Annotated in this window: 12 protein-coding genes; 4 read left to right on the forward strand and 8 right to left on the reverse strand. The window is 64.7% G+C overall.

All coding sequences use genetic code 11. From position 1 onward, the window contains the following. Nucleotides 1–40 precede the first annotated feature (40 nt). From MnOB_RS01800 to MnOB_RS01825, 6 genes are all read right to left on the reverse strand, one after another. A complete protein-coding gene (locus MnOB_RS01800; RefSeq protein ID WP_077521391.1) occupies nucleotides 41–1,417 on the reverse strand; it encodes an L-serine ammonia-lyase in 1,377 nt (458 codons plus the stop codon). Between the two features lie 186 nt (nucleotides 1,418–1,603). Further along, nucleotides 1,604–4,468: an aminomethyl-transferring glycine dehydrogenase gene (gene gcvP, locus MnOB_RS01805; protein ID WP_077521393.1), complete on the reverse strand. Its 2,865-nt coding sequence runs from the start codon at nucleotides 4,466–4,468 to the stop codon at nucleotides 1,604–1,606. A 9-nt stretch (nucleotides 4,469–4,477) separates the two neighbouring features. Further along, the gene (gene gcvH / locus MnOB_RS01810) at nucleotides 4,478–4,855 is read right to left on the reverse strand and encodes a glycine cleavage system protein GcvH (protein ID WP_077521394.1); all 378 of its coding nucleotides are present in this window, start codon (nucleotides 4,853–4,855) and stop codon (nucleotides 4,478–4,480) included. Between the two features lie 550 nt (nucleotides 4,856–5,405). Further along, nucleotides 5,406–6,929: a sigma-54-dependent transcriptional regulator gene (locus MnOB_RS01815; protein WP_077521396.1), complete on the reverse strand. Its 1,524-nt coding sequence runs from the start codon at nucleotides 6,927–6,929 to the stop codon at nucleotides 5,406–5,408. A 176-nt stretch (nucleotides 6,930–7,105) separates the two neighbouring features. Beyond that, nucleotides 7,106–7,330 carry a hypothetical protein gene (locus tag MnOB_RS01820; RefSeq protein ID WP_077521398.1) on the reverse strand — a complete coding sequence of 75 codons (225 nt, stop codon included), beginning with the start codon at nucleotides 7,328–7,330 and terminating at the stop codon, nucleotides 7,106–7,108. A 403-nt stretch (nucleotides 7,331–7,733) separates the two neighbouring features. Further along, nucleotides 7,734–8,060, reverse strand: a complete 327-nt coding sequence (locus MnOB_RS01825) for a hypothetical protein (protein ID WP_077521400.1) — start codon at nucleotides 8,058–8,060, stop codon at nucleotides 7,734–7,736. A 295-nt stretch (nucleotides 8,061–8,355) separates the two neighbouring features. Between MnOB_RS01825 and pqqF the strand changes: the two genes are divergently transcribed. From pqqF to nahK, 4 genes are all read left to right on the forward strand, one after another. Next, nucleotides 8,356–10,755: a pyrroloquinoline quinone biosynthesis protein PqqF gene (pqqF, locus tag MnOB_RS01830; RefSeq protein WP_158713758.1), complete on the forward strand. Its 2,400-nt coding sequence runs from the start codon at nucleotides 8,356–8,358 to the stop codon at nucleotides 10,753–10,755. Nucleotides 10,756–11,010: 255 nt separating this feature from the next. After that, nucleotides 11,011–12,189, forward strand: coding sequence for a porin (locus MnOB_RS01835; RefSeq protein WP_077521405.1), 1,179 nt, complete (start codon nucleotides 11,011–11,013; stop codon nucleotides 12,187–12,189). 317 nt (nucleotides 12,190–12,506) lie between these two features. Beyond that, complete coding sequence (gene nosP, locus MnOB_RS01840) at nucleotides 12,507–13,673, forward strand: nitric oxide-sensing protein NosP (RefSeq protein ID WP_077521407.1); 1,167 nt, start codon at nucleotides 12,507–12,509, stop codon at nucleotides 13,671–13,673. Then, nucleotides 13,660–16,230, forward strand: a complete 2,571-nt coding sequence (gene nahK / locus MnOB_RS01845) for a hybrid sensor histidine kinase/response regulator NahK/ErcS' (RefSeq protein WP_077521446.1) — start codon at nucleotides 13,660–13,662, stop codon at nucleotides 16,228–16,230. Before nosP ends, nahK begins: the two co-directional genes overlap by 14 nt. A gap of 272 nt (nucleotides 16,231–16,502) precedes the next feature. On the opposite strand, the gene MnOB_RS01850 is transcribed toward nahK, so the two are convergent. Both MnOB_RS01850 and MnOB_RS01855 read right to left on the reverse strand, forming a co-directional pair. Beyond that, entirely contained in the window at nucleotides 16,503–17,033 is a 531-nt protein-coding gene (locus MnOB_RS01850) for an REP-associated tyrosine transposase (protein WP_077521409.1), read from the reverse strand. 216 nt (nucleotides 17,034–17,249) lie between these two features. After that, entirely contained in the window at nucleotides 17,250–18,107 is an 858-nt protein-coding gene (locus MnOB_RS01855; RefSeq protein ID WP_077521411.1) for a DMT family transporter, read from the reverse strand. Nucleotides 18,108–18,123: the final 16 nt, after the last annotated feature.

Genomic DNA, 18,123 nt, shown 5'->3' on the forward strand with positions numbered 1-18,123 from the left:
AACGTCTGTGGTGCGCACGGCGCACCCTACGGACGGTGGATCAGCATTCGATGATGTTCACGGCGAGGCCGCCGCGGGCGGTTTCCTTGTACTTGCTCTTCATGTCGGCACCGGTCTGGCGCATGGTGCGGATCACCTTGTCGAGCGAGATGAAGTGCTGACCGTCGCCGCGCAGGGCCATGCGTGCGGCGTTGATGGCCTTCACCGAGCCCATCGCGTTGCGTTCGATGCAGGGCACCTGGACCAGGCCGCCGACCGGGTCGCAGGTCAGTCCGAGGTTGTGCTCCATGCCGATCTCGGCGGCGTTCTCGACCTGCTGCGGGGTGCCGCCGAGGACTTCGCAGAGCGCGCCGGCGGCCATCGAGCAGGCCACGCCGACTTCGCCCTGGCAGCCGACTTCGGCGCCGGAAATGGAGGCGTTTTCCTTGTAGAGGATGCCGATGGCGGCGGCGGTGAGCAGGAAGCGCTCGACGCCGTCGTCGTTGGCGCCGGGCACGAAGCGGCTGTAGTAGTGCAGCACCGCCGGGACGATGCCGGCCGCGCCGTTGGTGGGCGCGGTGACCACGCGGCCACCGGTGGCGTTTTCCTCGTTCACCGCCAGGGCATAGAGGTTGACCCAGTCGAGCACCGAGAGGCTGTCCTTGAGGCTGGCCTCCGGGTGTTCGCTGAGCTGGCGGTAGAGCGCGGCGGCGCGGCGCTTGACCTTCAGCCCGCCGGGCATGATGCCTTCTTTGCGGCAGCCGGTGGTGACGCAGTCCTGCATCACCTGCCAGATCTTCATCAGGCCGGCGCTGGTCTCCTCCGGGGTGCGCCAGGCCTTCTCGTTCTCGCGCATCAGGCCGCTGATGGCGAGTCCGCTGGCGCTGCACTGGGCGAGCATGTCCTTGCCGGTCTTGAACGGGTAGGGCAGCGGTGTGCGGTCTTCGACGATGCGGTCGAGGCCGGCGGCTTCCTCGTCGACGACGAAGCCACCGCCCACCGAGTAGTACTCGCGAGCGCGGATCTGGATGCCGGCGGCATCGAAGGCGCGGAAGATCATGCCGTTGGGGTGGTAGGGGAGCGGCTTGCGGATCAGCGCCAGGTGCTCCTTCTCTACGAAATGAATCGACTTCTCGCCGCCGAGAAGCAGTTCGCCGCTCTGGCGGATGCGCGCCAGGCGCTCATCCACTCTTTCCGTATCTACGGTATCTGGCTGCTCGCCTTCCAGACCCAGCAACACGGCCTTGTCGCTGCCGTGGCCCTTGCCGGTGGCGCCGAGAGAGCCGTACAGCTCGACTTTCAGGCTGTGGGTGTTGACCAGCAGGTTCTCACGGCGCAGGCCATCGACGAATCGCGCGGCGGCGCGCATCGGGCCCACGGTGTGGGAGCTGGAGGGGCCAATGCCGATCTTGAACAGGTCGAAGACGCTGAGGGACATGTCGCGCTCCTGAGCGATTGCTCGGCTTTTCTTATTAGTCAGCGTAGACAGCCCGACGGTTCGGGCCCGAAGGGCCGACCGCCGTGCTCCTTGTCTTGCGTCCGTTCGCTGTAGGGGCGAGCTTGCTCGCGAATGGCTCCGGCAGAGCGCTTCGCCAGCAAGCTGGCTCCTACCTGAGGCGCGCGATCAGGCGTCCTGGTAGGCCTCGATGGACGGGCAGGCGCAGACCAGGTTGCGGTCGCCGTAGACGTTGTCCACGCGGCCCACCGGCGGCCAGTACTTGCCGTCCACCAGGTTGGCGCTGGGGTACACGGCGAGTTCGCGGCTATAGCGGTGGGTCCACTCGCCGACCAGTTCGGCGGCGGTGTGCGGGGCGTTCTTCAGCGGGTTGTCGTCCTTGTCCAGTTCGCCGGCTTCCACCGCGCGGATTTCCTCGCGGATGCGGATCATGGCGTCGCAGAAGCGGTCCAGCTCTTCCTTCGATTCGCTCTCGGTGGGCTCGATCATCAGCGTGCCGGGCACCGGGAAGCTCATGGTCGGGGCGTGGAAGCCGTAGTCGATCAGGCGCTTGGCGACGTCGTCGACGCTGATGCCGCTGGTGTCCTTGAGCGGGCGCAGGTCGAGGATGCACTCGTGGGCCACCAGGCCGTTGCTGCCGGTGTAGAGCACCGGGTAGTGCTCTTCCAGGCGACGGGCGATGTAGTTGGCGTTGAGGATCGCCATCTGGGTCGCGCGACGCAGGCCGTCGCCGCCCATCATGCGGATGTACATCCAGGTGATCGGCAGGATGCTGGCGCTGCCGAAGGGCGCCGCGCTGACCGCGCCGTCCTGGCGGGCCAGGTGTGCGTGGCCGGGCAGGAAGGGCGCCAGGTGGGCCTTCACGCCGATCGGGCCGACGCCCGGGCCGCCGCCGCCGTGGGGGATGCAGAAGGTCTTGTGCAGGTTCAGGTGGGAGACGTCGCCGCCGAACTGGCCCGGGGCGCAGAGGCCGACCATGGCGTTCATGTTGGCGCCGTCGATGTACACCTGGCCGCCGTTGGCGTGGATGACGTCGCAGATCTCGCGGATGCCTTCCTCGAACACGCCGTGGGTGGACGGGTAGGTGATCATCAGCGCGGCGAGGCGCTCCCGGTGCTCTTCGGCCTTGGCCTTGAGGTCGGCGATATCGACGTTGCCGCGGGCGTCACAGGCGGTCACCACCACGCGCATGCCGACCATGCTGGCGGTGGCCGGGTTGGTGCCGTGGGCCGATTGCGGGATCAGGCAGATGTCGCGCTGGTCGTCGCCGCGGCTGAGGTGGTAGGCGCGGATCGCCAGCAGGCCGGCGTACTCGCCCTGGGAGCCGGCGTTGGGCTGCAGGGACACGGCGTCATAGCCGGTGGCCTGGCACAGCATGGCCTCCAGTTCGGTGGTCAGTTCCTGGTAGCCCTGGGACTGCGCGGCCGGGGCGAAGGGGTGCAGGGCGCCGAACTCGGCCCAGGTCACCGGGATCATCTCGCTGGCGGCGTTCAGCTTCATGGTGCAGGAGCCCAGCGGGATCATGCTGCGGTCCAGCGCCAGGTCCTTGTCGGCGAGCTTGCGCAGGTAGCGCATCAGCTCGGTTTCCGAGTGGTAACGGTTGAACACCGGGTGGCTGAGGATCGCGCTCTGGCGCAGCAGGGCGGCCGGCAGGCGGCTGGCGACCGTGGCGGCCAGCGCGGCGAAGACCGGCAGGGCCTGGCCGTTGGCGAACAGCGCCCAGAGTTGCTCGACGTCGGCCTGGGTGGTGGTTTCGTCCAGCGACAGGCCGAGGCGCACGGCATCCACTTCGCGCAGGTTGAGGCGCTGGGCGCGGGCCTGGGCGTGCAGCTCGGCGGTCTTGCTGCCGGTGGCCAGGGTCAGGGTGTCGAAGAAGTGTGCCGGCTCGACGGTCACACCGAGCTGGGCCAGGCCTTCGGCGAGGATCGCGGTCAGCTGGTGCACGCGCTGGGCGATGCGGGTCAGGCCCTGCGGGCCGTGGTAGACGGCGTACATGCTGGCGATGTTGGCCAGCAGCACCTGCGCGGTGCAGATGTTGCTGGTGGCCTTCTCGCGGCGGATGTGCTGCTCGCGGGTCTGCATGGCCAGGCGCAGGGCCGGCTTGCCGTGGCGGTCGATGGAGACGCCGACCAGGCGGCCGGGCATGTCGCGCTTGAAGCTGTCGCGGGTGGCGAAGTAGGCCGCGTGCGGGCCACCGAAGCCCAGCGGCACGCCGAAGCGCTGGGCGCTGCCGAGGGCGACGTCGGCGCCGAACTCGCCGGGCGGGGTCAGCAGGGTCAGGGCCAACAGGTCGGCGGCGACCGCGACCAGGGCGCCGGCGGCGTGGAAGCGCGCCACCAGTTCGCGGTAGTCGAAGACATCGCCGTTGGCCGCCGGGTACTGCAGCAGGGCGCCGAAGTAGGCGCCGGCGTCGCTCAGCTCACGCTCGTCGCCGATCACCACCTCGATGCCCAGCGGCTCGGCACGGGTGCGCAGCACGTCGAGGGTCTGCGGGTGGCAGTGCTGGGAGGCGAAGAAGGCGTGGCTGGCCTTGTTCTTCGCCAGGCGCTTGCAGAAGGTCATGGCTTCGGCGGCGGCGGTGCCTTCGTCGAGCAGGGAGGCGTTGGCCACCGGCAGGCCGGAGAGGTCGCTGACCAGGGTCTGGAAGTTCAGCAGGGCCTCCAGGCGGCCCTGGGAAATTTCCGGCTGGTAGGGGGTGTAGGCGGTGTACCAGGCCGGGTTTTCCAGCAGGTTGCGCAGGATCGGGCTGGGGGTGTGGCAGGGGTAGTAGCCCTGGCCGATGTAGCTCTTGAACAGCTGGTTCTTCGCGGCGATGGCCTTGATCGCGGCGAGGGCTTCGGCCTCGCCCTGGCCGGCCGGCAGGTCGAGCACGCTGGTGCCCTTGATGCTGTCGGGGATGACGCTCGCCGTCAGGGCTTCGATGTCCGCGTAGCCGAGCAGTGCCAGCATGGCCTTGGTGTCGGCGTCGCGCGGGCCGATGTGGCGGGCAATGAATTCGTTGGTGGTGCCGAGGGCTGGGGTTTCGATGCTCATGGTCATTCCTCAGCCGTTGGCTTTCAGCAGGTTTTCGTAGCCGGCCTGGTCGAGGAGGCCGTCAAGGATGCTGGCGTCGGCCAGCTGCATGCGGAAGAACCAGCCTTTGCCCAGCGGCTCTTCGTTGACCAGTTCGGGGCTGTCGGCCAGTTGCTGGTTCACTTCGATCACTTCGCCGTCCAGGGGCATGACGATGTTGCTGGCCGCCTTCACCGATTCCAGTACGGCGACTTCTGCGCCTTGGGCGTAGGCCTGCAGTTCCGGGAGTTGGACGAAGACCACATCGCCCAACGCGTCCTGCGCGTACTCGGTAATACCAACGGTGACGCTGCCGTCTTCTTCAAGGCGCAGCCATTCGTGGTCGGCGGTGAAACGCAAATCGCTCATTCTTGGTCCTCAACTCGTATGACGCGCCTGTTTCTTCTGCCAGGCGCTTAGCCCCGCACGCGGTCATGGCCGCGCACTGTTGCCCGGCCATTAGCAAGGGCAGTGCCAGAAGGCTAATATCCTTGTAAATCAAGGCTTTGCGATGGATTGTGAAGAAAATGGGCGAGTGCTTCTGTAGCGAAATCGATACGGAGTGGTGAGCGCTTTTTGCGGGGCTGGGTGGAAAGCCAGAAGTTGCGGGGGTTCTGGCTGGATGTTGCGGAATCGTTACGCTGTATCGATTTCGCTACGTCGCGCACAGGATTCATAATTAAATCGTTTAAAAACAGCTTGTTACATAGGCTATCTAATGTTTTGTGAGAGGAATTTAGGTAGGGTGCGCCGCGCGCACCAGGAAGTTGCAGCAGCGCCGATGGGGATCCCGGAATCGGTGCGCATGGCGCACCCTACGGGGGAGTTCGGCCCAGCGCGATTCAGGTTTCGTTCTTGCAGGGTAAAAATAAAAAATAGATTTTTATCAAAAAGATACGTGCTTTATCTCGAGAAAATATCAGGTTTTCCCAGGTATCCCGTACTTGCGCAGCCGGTGGGCAATGGCGGTGTGGGAGGTCTGCAGGCGCGCCGCCAGTTGGCGAGTCGAAGGGTAAGTTACGAAGAGCTTTTCCAGTAGCGCGCGCTCGAAGTTCTCCACGGCTTCTTCCAGGCTGTTCACCTCACCATCGCTCGCCCGTGCCACGGCGGTGCCGGCAATGTCGAGGTCGCCAATTTCCACCAGGCTGCTTTCGCAGATGGCTGCCGCGCGGAAGATCACGTTCTGCAGCTGACGCACGTTGCCGGGCCAGCGGTTGCCCAGTAGCGCCTGGAAGGTGCCGGGTGCCAGGCGGCAGGCCGGGCGCTGGATCTGGGTGCAGGCCTGCTGCATGAAAAAGCGGGCCAGCAACAGGATGTCCTGCCCGCGCTCGCGAAGTGGCGGCACTTCCAGGTTGAGCACGTTAAGGCGGTAGAAGAGGTCCTCGCGGAAGGTGCCTTCGCCGACCATCTTTTCCAGGTTGCGGTGAGTGGCGCTGAGGATGCGCACGTCCACCTTGATCTCGCGGTCGCCACCCACCCGCCGGAAGCTGCCGTCGCTGAGGAAGCGCAGCAGCTTGGCCTGCAGGTAGGGCGACATCTCGCCGATTTCGTCGAGGAACACCGTGCCCTGGTGGGCCAGTTCCAGCAGGCCGGGCTTGCCGCCGCGCTGGGCGCCGGTGAAGGCGCCGGGCGCATAGCCGAACAGCTCGCTTTCAGCCAGGCTTTCCGGCAGTGCTGCGCAGTTCAGCGCCAGGAAGGGCTGGTTGCGCCGAGTGCTCGCAGCATGGCAGGCGCGCGCCACCAGCTCCTTGCCGGTACCGGTTTCACCATGGATCAGCAGAGGAGCGTCGAGTGACGCCACGCGCTGGGCGCGAGTCTTGAGGGTGGCCATGGGCGCCGAGTCGCCCAGCAGCGCATCGAAGCCTCCCGCAGCATGGTCGTGGTGCAGGGCCGAGAGGCGCTCGCCGATGCGGTTGGGCTGGTACAGGGTCAGCAGCGCGCCAGCCAGGTGGTCGCCTTCGGTAATGGGGACCGCATCCAGCAGCAGCGCCTGGCCCTTGAGGGTGATTTCCCGTAGAGGGAGGCGGAAGCTGTGCTCCAGCAGGGCGCGGTGCAGGCTGTCGTCACCGAACAGCTGTGCCAGTGGCTGGCCCTCGGGTTCGTCACCATAAAGGGCGATCAGTGCGGGGTTGGCCAGCAGGACGCGGCCAGCGCCGTCCACCGCCAGCACCGGATCGGTCATGGCGGCCAGCAAGGCATCGAGCTGCAGGCGCCGGCGCTGGCCCGGAAGGATGTCCACGACCGTGACTTCCTGCACGCCGTGCACCGAATGCAGGGCGTCGCGCAACTCGTCGAGCACGTCCGGGCTGAGGGTCGGGGCATCGATGTAGACGTTGGGCGGCACCATCTCGACCGCATCCAGATTGAGATTGCGGCCGCCGAGCAGGGCCAGGACCTCCTGGGTGATGCCGACGCGGTCGATGAAGGTGACGTGAATTCGCATGGAAACGCTGGGCTGGCGATTTGAAGGGGCGAATTATGCCCGGTCTGTCGTCCTTAGGTAACAGGTCGTCGCGGTGTAGTAATCCAGCCGGGTTGAGTCGATGCCGGCGCCAGCGGTTTTTCCTTGCCCATGAAAAAGCCCCGCGTTGGCGGGGCTTCTCGTTTTCGGCTGTCGCATCAGCAGGTCAGGGCTTTCTGTGCCCGGTCGATCACGTTCTTCAGATGATCGGCGTCGCCATAGTGCTCTGGGTACAAACGCTCGCTGTGACGGGCGACACCAAACTCGTTGACGATGGTGAAGCTGAAGTTGCCGTTGCGAGCGGCGGTGATATGGCAGGTGAACGGCGCAAATGCGTGGGTCAGGGTGCTGATTGCAGCTTGTGCTTGATGATGGATGGTCATCGTGTTGCTTCCTTCGTTTTGCGGCCATGGGCCGCCAGACAATGGCTCCGAATCCGCCGAGTAACACACTCTGGTCGGATGATCCTTATCGGAGCAAGGGTGCCGGCATGAAGTTCCCCGATCGGGATCAAGCTCTGGCAGCTGGTACTTGGGATGCCAGGTGCTGCGCCGGGCAAGGGTCTGGCTCGGCTGGCAGTCCTGGTCAATCTACCGCGTGCTCATGACAGCTTTACTGCATCGCCTTCGGCGAGCGTTGCGGTCGGTGAGTCGGCGGGGGTGGCCGGGTCCCTTTGGGTTGGGCTTCTCAGGGGTGAGAGGCGAGGGATCGGAAAGCCGGATTGACTTACAACTTGGTACTAACGGCGACGACCCTAAAGGATCGCCGGGCAAAAATCAAGCCATTTTAATTGCTTTGCGGTAATTGGCTGATGTTGATTTCGGTAACGAGTGAGGTGCGCGCCGGCGGCGTACGGGCGAGCAGGGGACAGAAACGGTCCAGTGACTGGATCAGGTCCCATTGCAGTTCGAGGTCGTGGCCAAGGCCGGTTACCTGGTCCAGCAGGCCGACGGAGGCCGCCTGCAGGTTGTTGTCGGTCGAGCCGGCCATGTTGGCGGTGACTTTTGCCAGCAGGGTGGTGATTGCCGTCATGTTGCGCGTGGTGAGGGCCAGGATGTTGGCCAGCAAGGCAATTTCACTTTGCGGTATTTGTTGTTCGGGAATCTGGTCCATGGATGCTCCGCTTGGGCCATCAGTCCATATGGCGATGCGCCATTATCGATCTGAGATGGCTGTCACAGCGATGGAGTCACGTCGGTAACTGGTGATGGGAAATCTCTCAACAGCATGTAAGAGATTGACTATTGCTCTGAAGAAATAGGACGTAGACGTCATCGATATAGTTCCAAAGCAGCATTGCCACCGCTTTGGCCGGGTTCGAACCTAGGATCGATCCCTATCTGGTGTCCGGCCTGCCATGCCCCTTCATTTCGAATCCACAGCGCAGCAACGAACACAGGACGTGCACTTGGCGAACGGCCTTCAGGTACGCCTGATGCAGCGGCCCGGTACGGCAATGAGCGCGGTATTGGTGGATATAGAGGGTGGCAGCCATGACGAGCCGACCGAGTACCCCGGGCTTGCACACTTTCTCGAACACCTCGTGTTCCTCGGCAGCCGCGATTTCCCGCCGGAGCAGTGCCTGATTCCCTTCGTCCAGCGCCTGGGCGGACGGGTCAATGCCAGTACCCAGGCACGCTATACACGCTTCCTTTGCGAAGTGCCGGCAACGCACCTTGACCAGGCTCTGGCGCGGCTCATGGACATGCTCGCCAATCCTCTGCTGGAGACGGCGGCCATATGGCGCGAGCGTGACGTGCTGCAAGCCGAGTACAGCGCCCGTACGCAGGACCGGCAGACCCTCTGCGACGCCGCGCTGGCGTGGGCCTTGGCACCTGGCCATCCGCTGGCGGACTTCCACGCGGGTCATGCTGCCAGCCTGGACCTGCACGCGCCTGCATTCATGCCGACCCTCCGGCGATTCCACCGGGAACACTACCAGCCTGGCCGCATGCGCCTGACATTGGTGGCGCCGCAGTTGCCGGACCAGCAACTCGAACTCGTTCGACGCCATGCTGAGCCGCTGCTGGCGGGAGAACACCTGCCCGTCCCGGACGCGCCACTTTTGCTGCCACTGCGTGAGAGGCGGCTTCGCCTCGGGCTACCCGGCGGCTCCGAAAAACTGCTGCTGGCCTTCGTGCTGGAACGACAGGGTGCCGGCCTGGAAGCCGCCGTTGCCTTTCTCGACAGCCTGATCCAGGACGAGGCGCTCGGTGGCCTGCAGGCAAGACTCGGCTTTCTCGAACTGAGCGACGGTGTGCACGTGCGCCTTTCTTACGCCCATCACGGGCAGGGCCTGTTGCTGATGGACTTCGATCGCGTGCCAGGCGCGGACTGCGCTCGACTGGAGGCGGAGGTGCTGGGCTGGCTGACCTTCCTGCGCACTGCAGCGCCGTGGCCGGGTGTCTGGGAGGAGCGGCTGGAAATCCTGCAGCGCAGGATGGATCGCCTGGAACCGCTGGACGTCGCGATGGCGCCAGGGCTTCCCGAGCAGGCGGATGTGCGTTCGCTGCTGGACGAGATGCGAGCCGAATGCTTGATACGCCTTGAAACCAGCACGTCAGTCGGTGTGCCCAATGTGGAGTCTGCGGGTTTTCCCTTGCATCTGGAGCGCCTGGACGTTGGTTCTGGTGCGCCGTCAGTAAGTCGCTGGCGGCTTCCGCCCGCCAATCCCTACCTGAGTCCGACCGCAACCGCATCAAAGGCGGACCCGCTGATGACCGTGTTGCCGGCACGGCCGGACGCCCCCGGGCAAGGTGCACTGTTCCTGCATTGGAGCCCCGGTGCGGGCGGATTGCCTGATGGGCTTGCCCACGGCTTGCGGCGAGCGCTGCGGCCGCTCTTGAGTAGCGCCGCTCTGGCGGGCGTAGAGGGAGGGCTGCAGGCGGTGCGCGGCGGTTTGACGCTGGCTCTGCAAGGCGAGGTGCGAGCACTGCGCCAGGCTACCCGCGACGTGCTGCCCCTTTTGCAGGCACCTCCGCTCTGGGCACTGGCCCAGGGGTCGCGTTTGCAGCAAAGCGACGTGCGCCGCCAGGCCGGCGAGCTGCCCATTCGCCAGTTGCTGCAACGGCTGCCGGGCGTGCTCGACGATGCACCGACGGAAGCACCCGCCGTATTTGATTCGGAATCACTGGCGCGCTTCTGGTGGCGATCGCGTTGGCAAGGGTTGGGTCTGGGTGATGTGGCGGTGGATATCGATTTACCCGGTTTGCCAGATTTTTCCAGGCGGGTGGCCGGGGAGGGTAGGCGCACCTGGCATCGACTGGATGTGGAAGGTGAAGCGGCGTTGCTGCTGTTCTATCCCCTCGACTCCGTCAGCGCGGAATCCGAAGCCGCCGGACGTCTCCTGGCGCGCATACTGGAACCCGCCTTTCACCAGCGCCTGCGGGGTGAGCTGCAGTTGGGGTATGCCCTGGCCTGTGGCTTCAGGCAGTTCGATGGGCATCGAGGCGTGCTGTTCGCCGTACAGTCGCCGCGTGAGGGCGCTGTCGGTCTTTATCAGCACATCCAGGAATTTCTTCTGCGACAGCACGAATGCCTGTCCAGCCTGGATCAATCCCAGCTGCACGACCTGGTCCAGGCTCTCGACCAGCAGTTGGACCGGCAAGGCACGTGCTTCGCCACCCATGCGCATCAGTGCTGGCTCGATCACCAGGCCGGCCTGCCGGCCGACCATTCGCTACAGGTACGCCGCGCCCTGGCGGGACTGCAACCTTCGCATCTGCTGCAACAGCAGGAGCACCTTATCGCCGGTCTGCGCTGCCAGGCTCTCGCCAACGCCGAAGCCCCCGCATCGAGCTGGCACTGACTCATCTGATCCACTCCTTTCCCACTTCTGAAGGACGAACCCGAATGGGCTTCGTCCTTTTGTGCTGTGCCTGGGTCTGCTGGTCTACGACCTTGGGGGTGCCCGGTCTTAAGCCTAGCCGGTGTGGCTCGATCGACCCGGCCAAAGCAGTGGAGAACCGCTGCCATTGCAGCGTATGGCGTCCCCAAGGGCATTTCGATAATCGCCTCCGACACGACTGACCTGCCCGGTCGTCAACCCACAGCGGAGAGCGTCATGCACAACAAGAAGATCGCCCAAGCCCGTTTGTCCCGCCTTGCCCTCGCGGCAGCGGTGGCCCTTGCTACCCAGCAGGCCGCCGCAGAGATCGTCCTGTACGACAAGGACCAGACCACCTTCTCCACTGATGGCTACGTCAACGCCTTCTACGTGAACAGCGATGTGGACCGTGACGGCGAACAGTTCGACCGTCGTCAGTCGCGGGTAAAGATGGGGTTCCTGCCCAACTGGATCGGTTTCAACATGGGCAAGCAGGTGGATGACCTCAAGCTCGGCGCCCGTTCTTCCTTCTGGGTCACCATCAACGACAGTGAGACCAATGGCACCGCCACCGCCATCGACGTCCGTCAGTTCTACGGCACCGCCGGTAGTGACTGGGGCGAGGTGCTGGTAGGCAAGGACTTTGGCCTGTTCGCGCGTTCCAACATCCTGCTCGATGAACTGCTCGCCGGCTACGGCCAAGTCAGCGACACCCTTGGCCTGGTGGATGGCGGCGGCGTGTCCTTCGGCAACATCGGCAGTGGCTATCCCTATCCGTTCCCGACGTCGCAGATCACCTATCGCAGTCCGAAAACCGACGGCCTGCGTGCCGCCGTGGGCATCATGGACCCGGTGGACACCAATGACGAAAGCCCCACCGGCAAGGCCTACCAGGAAAACCCGCGTTTCGAGTCCGAGATCACCTACGAATTCGACCTGGGCGGCGCGCAGATCTATTCCTGGGTCAACGGCGCCTACCAGACCTCGGAAAACACCGACCCCAACGTCGACAGCGTCACCTCCAAGGGGCTGGGCTACGGCGTGCAGGCGAAAATGGGCGCCTTCACCCTGGTGGGCTCCGGCTTCCAGGCCAAGGGCATCAACCCCTTCTTCACCAACAACGCTGGCGAGCCGACCCTGCGCGAAGTGGACAGCGACGGCTACCTGCTGCAGGGCTCCTACCGCTTCGGCAAGAATCGCCTGGCGCTGTCCTACGGCAAGACCAAGGACGACGGCAATGGTGTGGTGAACACCGGTGCCGACTACGAAACCCGTGGCATTGCGCTGTTCCATGACATCAACGACAACCTCAAGCTGGTGGCCGAATACAACCAGTTCGAGATCGATGGCCATGAGGGCGATGCCCAGAACGAAGACACCGACACCGTCGCCCTGGGTGCCGTGCTGACCTGGTAAACCCTGCTCCAGATTGCTCCAGATTGCTCCGGTTTTGGCGGGAGAGCCTGTTGTCCTCCCGCCTTTTTTATTGGGGAGTGGGGCACTGACTGTTTTCTTCGGCAAAGGAGCCGGTGCGCGCGGCGCACCCTACCCGAGCTCGGTTCTTGACCGTAGGGTGCGCCATGCGCACCGCCTCGGGATCCCAGGAAGGTCTGTACCCGTCCGCCGGCCCCTACCTTCGAACTAGTCCTCCGCTACCCAAGAAGGATGGGGCGTCCCGGACCCCCTCCGTAGAATTTCCCTATCCCGAACAAGGCTACTGAGTGAGACCGAGGATGCTCGAAGAACCGGCAGAGGGCGTCGTCACCGCCATGTCGCTGGCCAGCGAGGCGGAAGCCGTGGCCCAGGACCTGGCGCGCCAGCTCATCCACCCGCACCTGGGGTTCGTGCTGTTCTTCTGTTCGGCCGAATACGACCTCGAAGCCCTGGGTCACGCACTGGAGCAGTATTTCGGCGGTGTGCGCCTGGTGGGCTGCACCAGCGCCGGGGAAATCACGCCGCAGGGATATGGCCGCAACTGCGTCAGTGCGGTCGGGTTCGACCATCGCAGCTTCTCCATCGCCAGCGCCCTGGTGGACGAGATGGATCGTTTCGGCCTGATCGATGCCCAGCAACTGGTCGAGCGGCTGGTACAGGACTGCCGGGCCAATACCCTGGTGCCTATCAAAGGCCACAGCTTCGCCTTGACCTTGCTGGACGGCCTGTCCAGTCGCGAGGAAGTGGTACTGGCGGCGCTCGGTGCCGCTCTCGGCAGCATCCCGCACTTCGGTGGTTCGGCCGCCGACGATCACCACCTCAAACACACCCACGTCTATTACGAAGGGCGCTTCCACGCGGGCGCGGCGGTGGTGGTGCTGGTCAACACCGCGTTGGATTTCGAGGTGTTCAGCACTCACCACATCCTGCCGGGCACCGAGAAACTGGTGGTCACCCGTGCCGACAATGCCAGCCGCCGGGTCTTCGAACTCAACGCGGAACCTGCGGCGGAAGTCTATGCACGCATGACCGGTGTTCCGCTCGGGGCCCTCGACCTGAGCGTGTTTGCCGCGCATCCCCTGGCGGTGCGCCTGGGTGACTCGTACTACGTGCGCTCCATCCAGCGGGTCAATGCGGACCTCAGCCTGACCTTCTACTGCGCGGTGGAGAACGGCATCGTCCTGACTGCCATGTGCACCGGACCACTGCTGCCCAACCTGGAGGCGCTGTTCGAGCGTCTGGGTGAGCGGCTCGGCGCGCCCTTGCTGACCATCGGCTGCGACTGCTTCCTGCGTCGGCTGGAAATCGAGAACGACGCAGATGCCGTGGCTCGCACCTCCGAAATCCTGCGTCGGCAGCGGGTCATCGGCTTCAACTCCTATGGAGAGCAGTTCAATGGCATGCACATCAACCAGACCTTCACGGGAGTCGCCATTGGCCGCCGGGGTGGCAATGGATGCCGCTGAACAACAGGCACGCCTGACTGCGCTCGAAGATGAGAACCGCAAGCTACGGCGTATCAATGCCGCGCTGATCGAGCGGGTGGAGTCCAGCGCCTCGCGCCACGACGACAGCTACGCCGCCTTCCAGCATTCGGTGGTGTTGGCCGAGCAGGTGCGCGAGCGGACCGATGCACTGAACCAGGCCATGGCCGAACTCAAGGCCAGCAACCGGCTGCTGAGTGACGCCCGGCTTCGCGCGGAAACCGCCCACCAGCATCTGATCGATGCCATCGAAAGCATTTCCGACGCCTTCGTGCTGTTCGACCGGGACCAGCGCATCGTCCTCTTCAACAGCCGCTTCAAGTCATTCTGGGCCAGGACCCGTGCGCGCATCTGCGCCGGTACCCGGCTTTCGGAAATCCGTCGCCTGGCCGAAAGCACCGGTCTGATCGTCGAAGAGCATCGTGGCAGCGACGATAACGTCCTCTACCGTCTGCATAACGGGCGCTGGGTGCAGGTCAGCGAGCGACCGACCCGAGAAGGCGGGCTGGTGATCCTTTACACCGATATCACCGAGGTCAAGCAGAGCGAAACCGCTCGCCGCGAGCAGGCCCTGGCGCAGAAGTCGCGGCTGTTGCAGCGCGCCGTGGACAACCTCTCCCAAGGGGTGGCCATGGTCAGTGCCGAGGGCGTTCTGGAACTCTGGAACCACCGTTTCCTCGAACTCTGTGGCTTGGCGCCGGTGGAAGCGCATCGCGCCTTCGCGGGGGTCATGGCGGACAGCGAGTTGCCATTGCTCACCCCCGACACCCGCGACGCCAATGGCCGCCCTGTCCGCGAGATGGAGCAGCGCCTGTACAACGGCCGGGTAATGGAAGTCCGTACCCATCCGCTACCCACCGGCGGCTTCGTCAATACCTTCACCGACATCACCGAGCGTTATCGCCATGCCGAGATGCTGGCCGAGAGCGAGCGCTGGATTCGTCTGATCACTGACCATGTTCCCGCACTGATTGCCTACCTCAGCGCTGACCTCATCTACGAATTCACCAACAAGGTCTACGAGGAGTGGTACCGCTGGCCGCGCGGCGCGATGCTCGGCCAGAGCCTGCGCGAGGTGCACAGCGACGAGCACTGGCGACGCCTGGAGCCTTACCTGGAGCGGGCGCTGAATGGCGAAAGCCTGTCCTTCGAGGTCACCGAGACCAACCACAACGGGCAAGAGCGCTGCATGCTGCGGTCCTACGTGCCGAATCGCCTGGCCAATGGCGAGGTGGTCGGTATTTTCGTGCTGATCCGTGACATCACCGAGCGTCGCCGCACCGCCGAGGCCCTGCACCAGGCCTACCAGAACCTGGAGCAGCGGGTCCGTGAGCGCACCACCGAGCTGACCGCCCTGAATAGCCAACTGCGCCGCGAGATCGACGAGCGTACCCAGGTCGAAATGCGCCTGCGGGAGGCCAAGTTCGAAGCCGAAAAGGCCAACCTGTCCAAGACCAAGTTCCTCGCAGCGGTCAGCCACGACCTGCTGCAGCCCCTGAACGCCGCACGGCTGTTCACCAGCGCATTGCTGGAACAGCGCAGCCAGACCTGCAACCTGGCGCTGGTACGCAACGTCAGCAACTCACTGGAAGACGTGGAGAACCTGCTGGGGACGCTGGTGGATATTTCCAAGCTGGATGCCGGGGTGATCAAGCCGGATATCGCGTCCTTCGCGGTGAGCGAACTGCTCGACAACCTGGCCGTGGAGTATCGCCAGATCGCGACCAGCGAAGGCCTGCGGATGGGCTTCGTGGCCAGTTCCGCCCTGGTGCGCAGTGACCTGCAACTGCTGGCGCGCATCTTGCGCAACCTGCTCAGCAATGCCATCCGCTACACACCCACGGGGGGCATTCTGCTGGGCTGCCGACGTCGGCGGCAGAGCCTGTGGATCGAAGTGCACGACACCGGGGTCGGCATCGCGCAGGAGAAGCTCGGCGAGATCTTCCAGGAATTCAAACGCGGTGAAGTGGTGCGCGAGAAGCAGGACCGCGGGCTCGGCCTGGGCCTGGCCATCGTCGAGAAGATCGCCCGCATGCTCGGCCACCGCATCCACGTGTCTTCGGTGCTGGGCAAGGGTTCGCTGTTCGCCGTGGAGGTGCCGCTGGCGCGTCGCGTACCGCGCCAGAAACTGCAGCACGACGAACCCCAGGCGGTGCTGGAGCGGCTACAAGGTGCGCGGGTCTGGGTGCTTGATAACGACGCCGCCATCTGTGCCGGTATGCGCACACTGCTGGAAGGTTGGGGCTGCCAGGTGACCACCGCGCTGTCAGAGGAAGACCTGGCCCGCCAGGTGGACAACTTCCACGCCGAAGCCGATCTGCTGATCGCCGACTACCACCTGGACAATGACTGCAATGGCGTCGACGCCGTGGCCACCATCAACGCCCGCCGCAGCACACCGCTCCCGGCCCTGATGATCACCGCCAACTACAGCAACGAACTCAAGCAGCAGATGCGTGAGCTGGGCCATACCCTGATGCACAAACCGGTACGGCCGATGAAGCTGAAGACGGCGATGAGTCATTTGTTGGAGCGGTGAAGGCACCGCACAGAGGCTCCTCGTAGGGTGCGCCGCGCGCACCAGCGGAGTACCGGCGTGGTACGGATTTCCCCCGGAAGCTCGAATTGGTGCGCATGGCGCACCCTACGGTCGGGCACGGAGTTCGGGTAGGGTGCGCCGCGTGCACCGGCGGAGTACCGATGTAGTACGGATTACCCCGGAGGCGCGAATCGGTGCGCATGGCGCACCCTACCAGGTGGCGCTGCGCTCGACGGTAGGGTGCGCCGCGCGCACCAGAGTTCGTCGACAACTCATTCGCCGAACTTGCCTTCTATCTCCCGGCTGCCTCCCCAGTCGTTCGGATACACCTCATCCCGCACCAGCCGATGAAAGCTCGACCATGGCCAATCAGAAACCCGCTTTACCAACCCATGCTTGACCGGATTCCAGTGCAGGTAATCCATATGCCGCTGGTAGTCCGCTTCATTGCGTATCCGGTGTTCCCAGAAGCGTCGTTGCCAGAGGCCGAGTTCGCGCCTTGCCTGTTGGCTACTACTGCGCGGGCCAACTTCCGCACACTGCTGGCTGACGTGGCGTTTGATGATGGACCAGCGCCGGCCGAAGTCATGGTCATCCGGCGGCAACTGCCAGATGCAATGGACATGATCCGGAAGTAGCACCCAGCCGTGGATGTCGAAGGGAAATCGTTCCCGCGTACAGACGATCGCCTCGCGGAGCGCATTGCGAACGGCAGGATGAGTCAGCACGGGTTTGCGTAGGTGAGTAACGAGCGTAAAGAAGTAGAGCGCGCCTGGGTCGCTGGCGCGACGGTAATTGGACATGCCTGGCCTCCTGCCGGGTGGGGATCGGCCAGCGTAAGTCAGGGCCGAGGGCAGGCTTACCGGTGAGAGCGTAGGAAACATCTGGTGCGCGCGGCCTCTCGGGTAGGGTGCGCCGCGCGCACCGGCAGTGTATCGGGGTTACGGGTTCCCTCAGGCGCTCGGATCGGTGCGCATGGCGCACCCTACCAGGCAGCACCGTGCGCACGGGAAGGGGTTTCAAGCCCGTTGCGGCACTGGCTGGAACTTCGCCCGCAGCACCAGGGCGATGCCGCCAAGCACGGCTACTGAAACCAGCGCAAGGCGGAGGCTGATGTGTTCGCCAAGCAGCACTGCGCCGCCCAGGGCGGCGAGGACGGGAACGCTGAGTTGCACGCTGGCGGCCTGAAGTGCGCCGAGGCCCGGAAGGGCGCTGTACCAGATGGCATAGCCGATGCCGGACGTCAGCGCACCGGAAAGCAGGGCGTAGCTAAAGCCAGGCAGATCCAGCTTCAGTTGTCCAATGAAAGGCAACAGGAGCAATCCGGCGAAGGGTAGGGCGCGGATGAAGTTGCCTGCGGTGGCCGCCAACGGCAGGCCGGCCTGGCGGCCAAGCAGGGTGTAGGCACCCCAGGCAAGGCCGGAGAGCAGCATCAGCAGGCCGCCAAAAAGAGGAGGAGCACTGGCGCCGGGCAGCAGCAGGACCACCAGCCCTCCCGTGGCCAGGGTGAAGCCCAGCGCCTGTTGCAGGTTCAACCGTTCACCGCGCAGCAGGCCGAAGACCACCATGCACAGTTGCACGGCGCCGAACAACAGCAGCGCGCCGGCACCGGCGTCCAGTTGCAAGTAGGCGTATGAGAAGGCGGCGGCATAGACGAACAGCGCCGCCGCAGCTCGCCAATTGCCGGTCGCCGCCAGGGGCTGGCGGCGCAGGCGCAGCAATAGCCAGAGCACCAGGGCGCCAGCGGCGATACGGATAGCGGTAAAACTCACCGCATCGATGGCGGTGTGCTTGAGGGCGAGGCGGCAGAGCAGGGAATTGCCGGCGAAGGCCAGCATGGCCAGGGCCGTGAACAGCAGCGTGCGGGCGGCAGGCATGGTCGTCCTTAGGGAA

Source organism: Metapseudomonas resinovorans, from assembly GCF_002003485.1.
Lineage (GTDB): Bacteria > Pseudomonadota > Gammaproteobacteria > Pseudomonadales > Pseudomonadaceae > Metapseudomonas > Metapseudomonas resinovorans_D.

Bases quoted from the DNA above. Each gene is read 5' to 3' on its own strand.
- MnOB_RS01835 (WP_077521405.1), top strand. From the start codon at position 11,011: ATGCACAACAAGAAGATCGCCCAAGCCCGTTTGTCCCGCCTTGCCCTC.
- MnOB_RS01825 (WP_077521400.1), bottom strand. From the start codon at position 8,060: ATGGACCAGATTCCCGAACAACAAATACCGCAAAGTGAAATTGCCTTG.
- gcvP (WP_077521393.1), bottom strand. From the start codon at position 4,468: ATGAGCATCGAAACCCCAGCCCTCGGCACCACCAACGAATTCATTGCC.
- nosP (WP_077521407.1), top strand. From the start codon at position 12,507: ATGCTCGAAGAACCGGCAGAGGGCGTCGTCACCGCCATGTCGCTGGCC.
- gcvH (WP_077521394.1), bottom strand. From the start codon at position 4,855: ATGAGCGATTTGCGTTTCACCGCCGACCACGAATGGCTGCGCCTTGAA.
- MnOB_RS01850 (WP_077521409.1), bottom strand. From the start codon at position 17,033: ATGTCCAATTACCGTCGCGCCAGCGACCCAGGCGCGCTCTACTTCTTT.
- nahK (WP_077521446.1), top strand. From the start codon at position 13,660: ATGGATGCCGCTGAACAACAGGCACGCCTGACTGCGCTCGAAGATGAG.
- MnOB_RS01855 (WP_077521411.1), bottom strand. From the start codon at position 18,107: ATGCCTGCCGCCCGCACGCTGCTGTTCACGGCCCTGGCCATGCTGGCC.
- MnOB_RS01820 (WP_077521398.1), bottom strand. From the start codon at position 7,330: ATGACCATCCATCATCAAGCACAAGCTGCAATCAGCACCCTGACCCAC.
- MnOB_RS01800 (WP_077521391.1), bottom strand. From the start codon at position 1,417: ATGTCCCTCAGCGTCTTCGACCTGTTCAAGATCGGCATTGGCCCCTCC.
- MnOB_RS01815 (WP_077521396.1), bottom strand. From the start codon at position 6,929: ATGCGAATTCACGTCACCTTCATCGACCGCGTCGGCATCACCCAGGAG.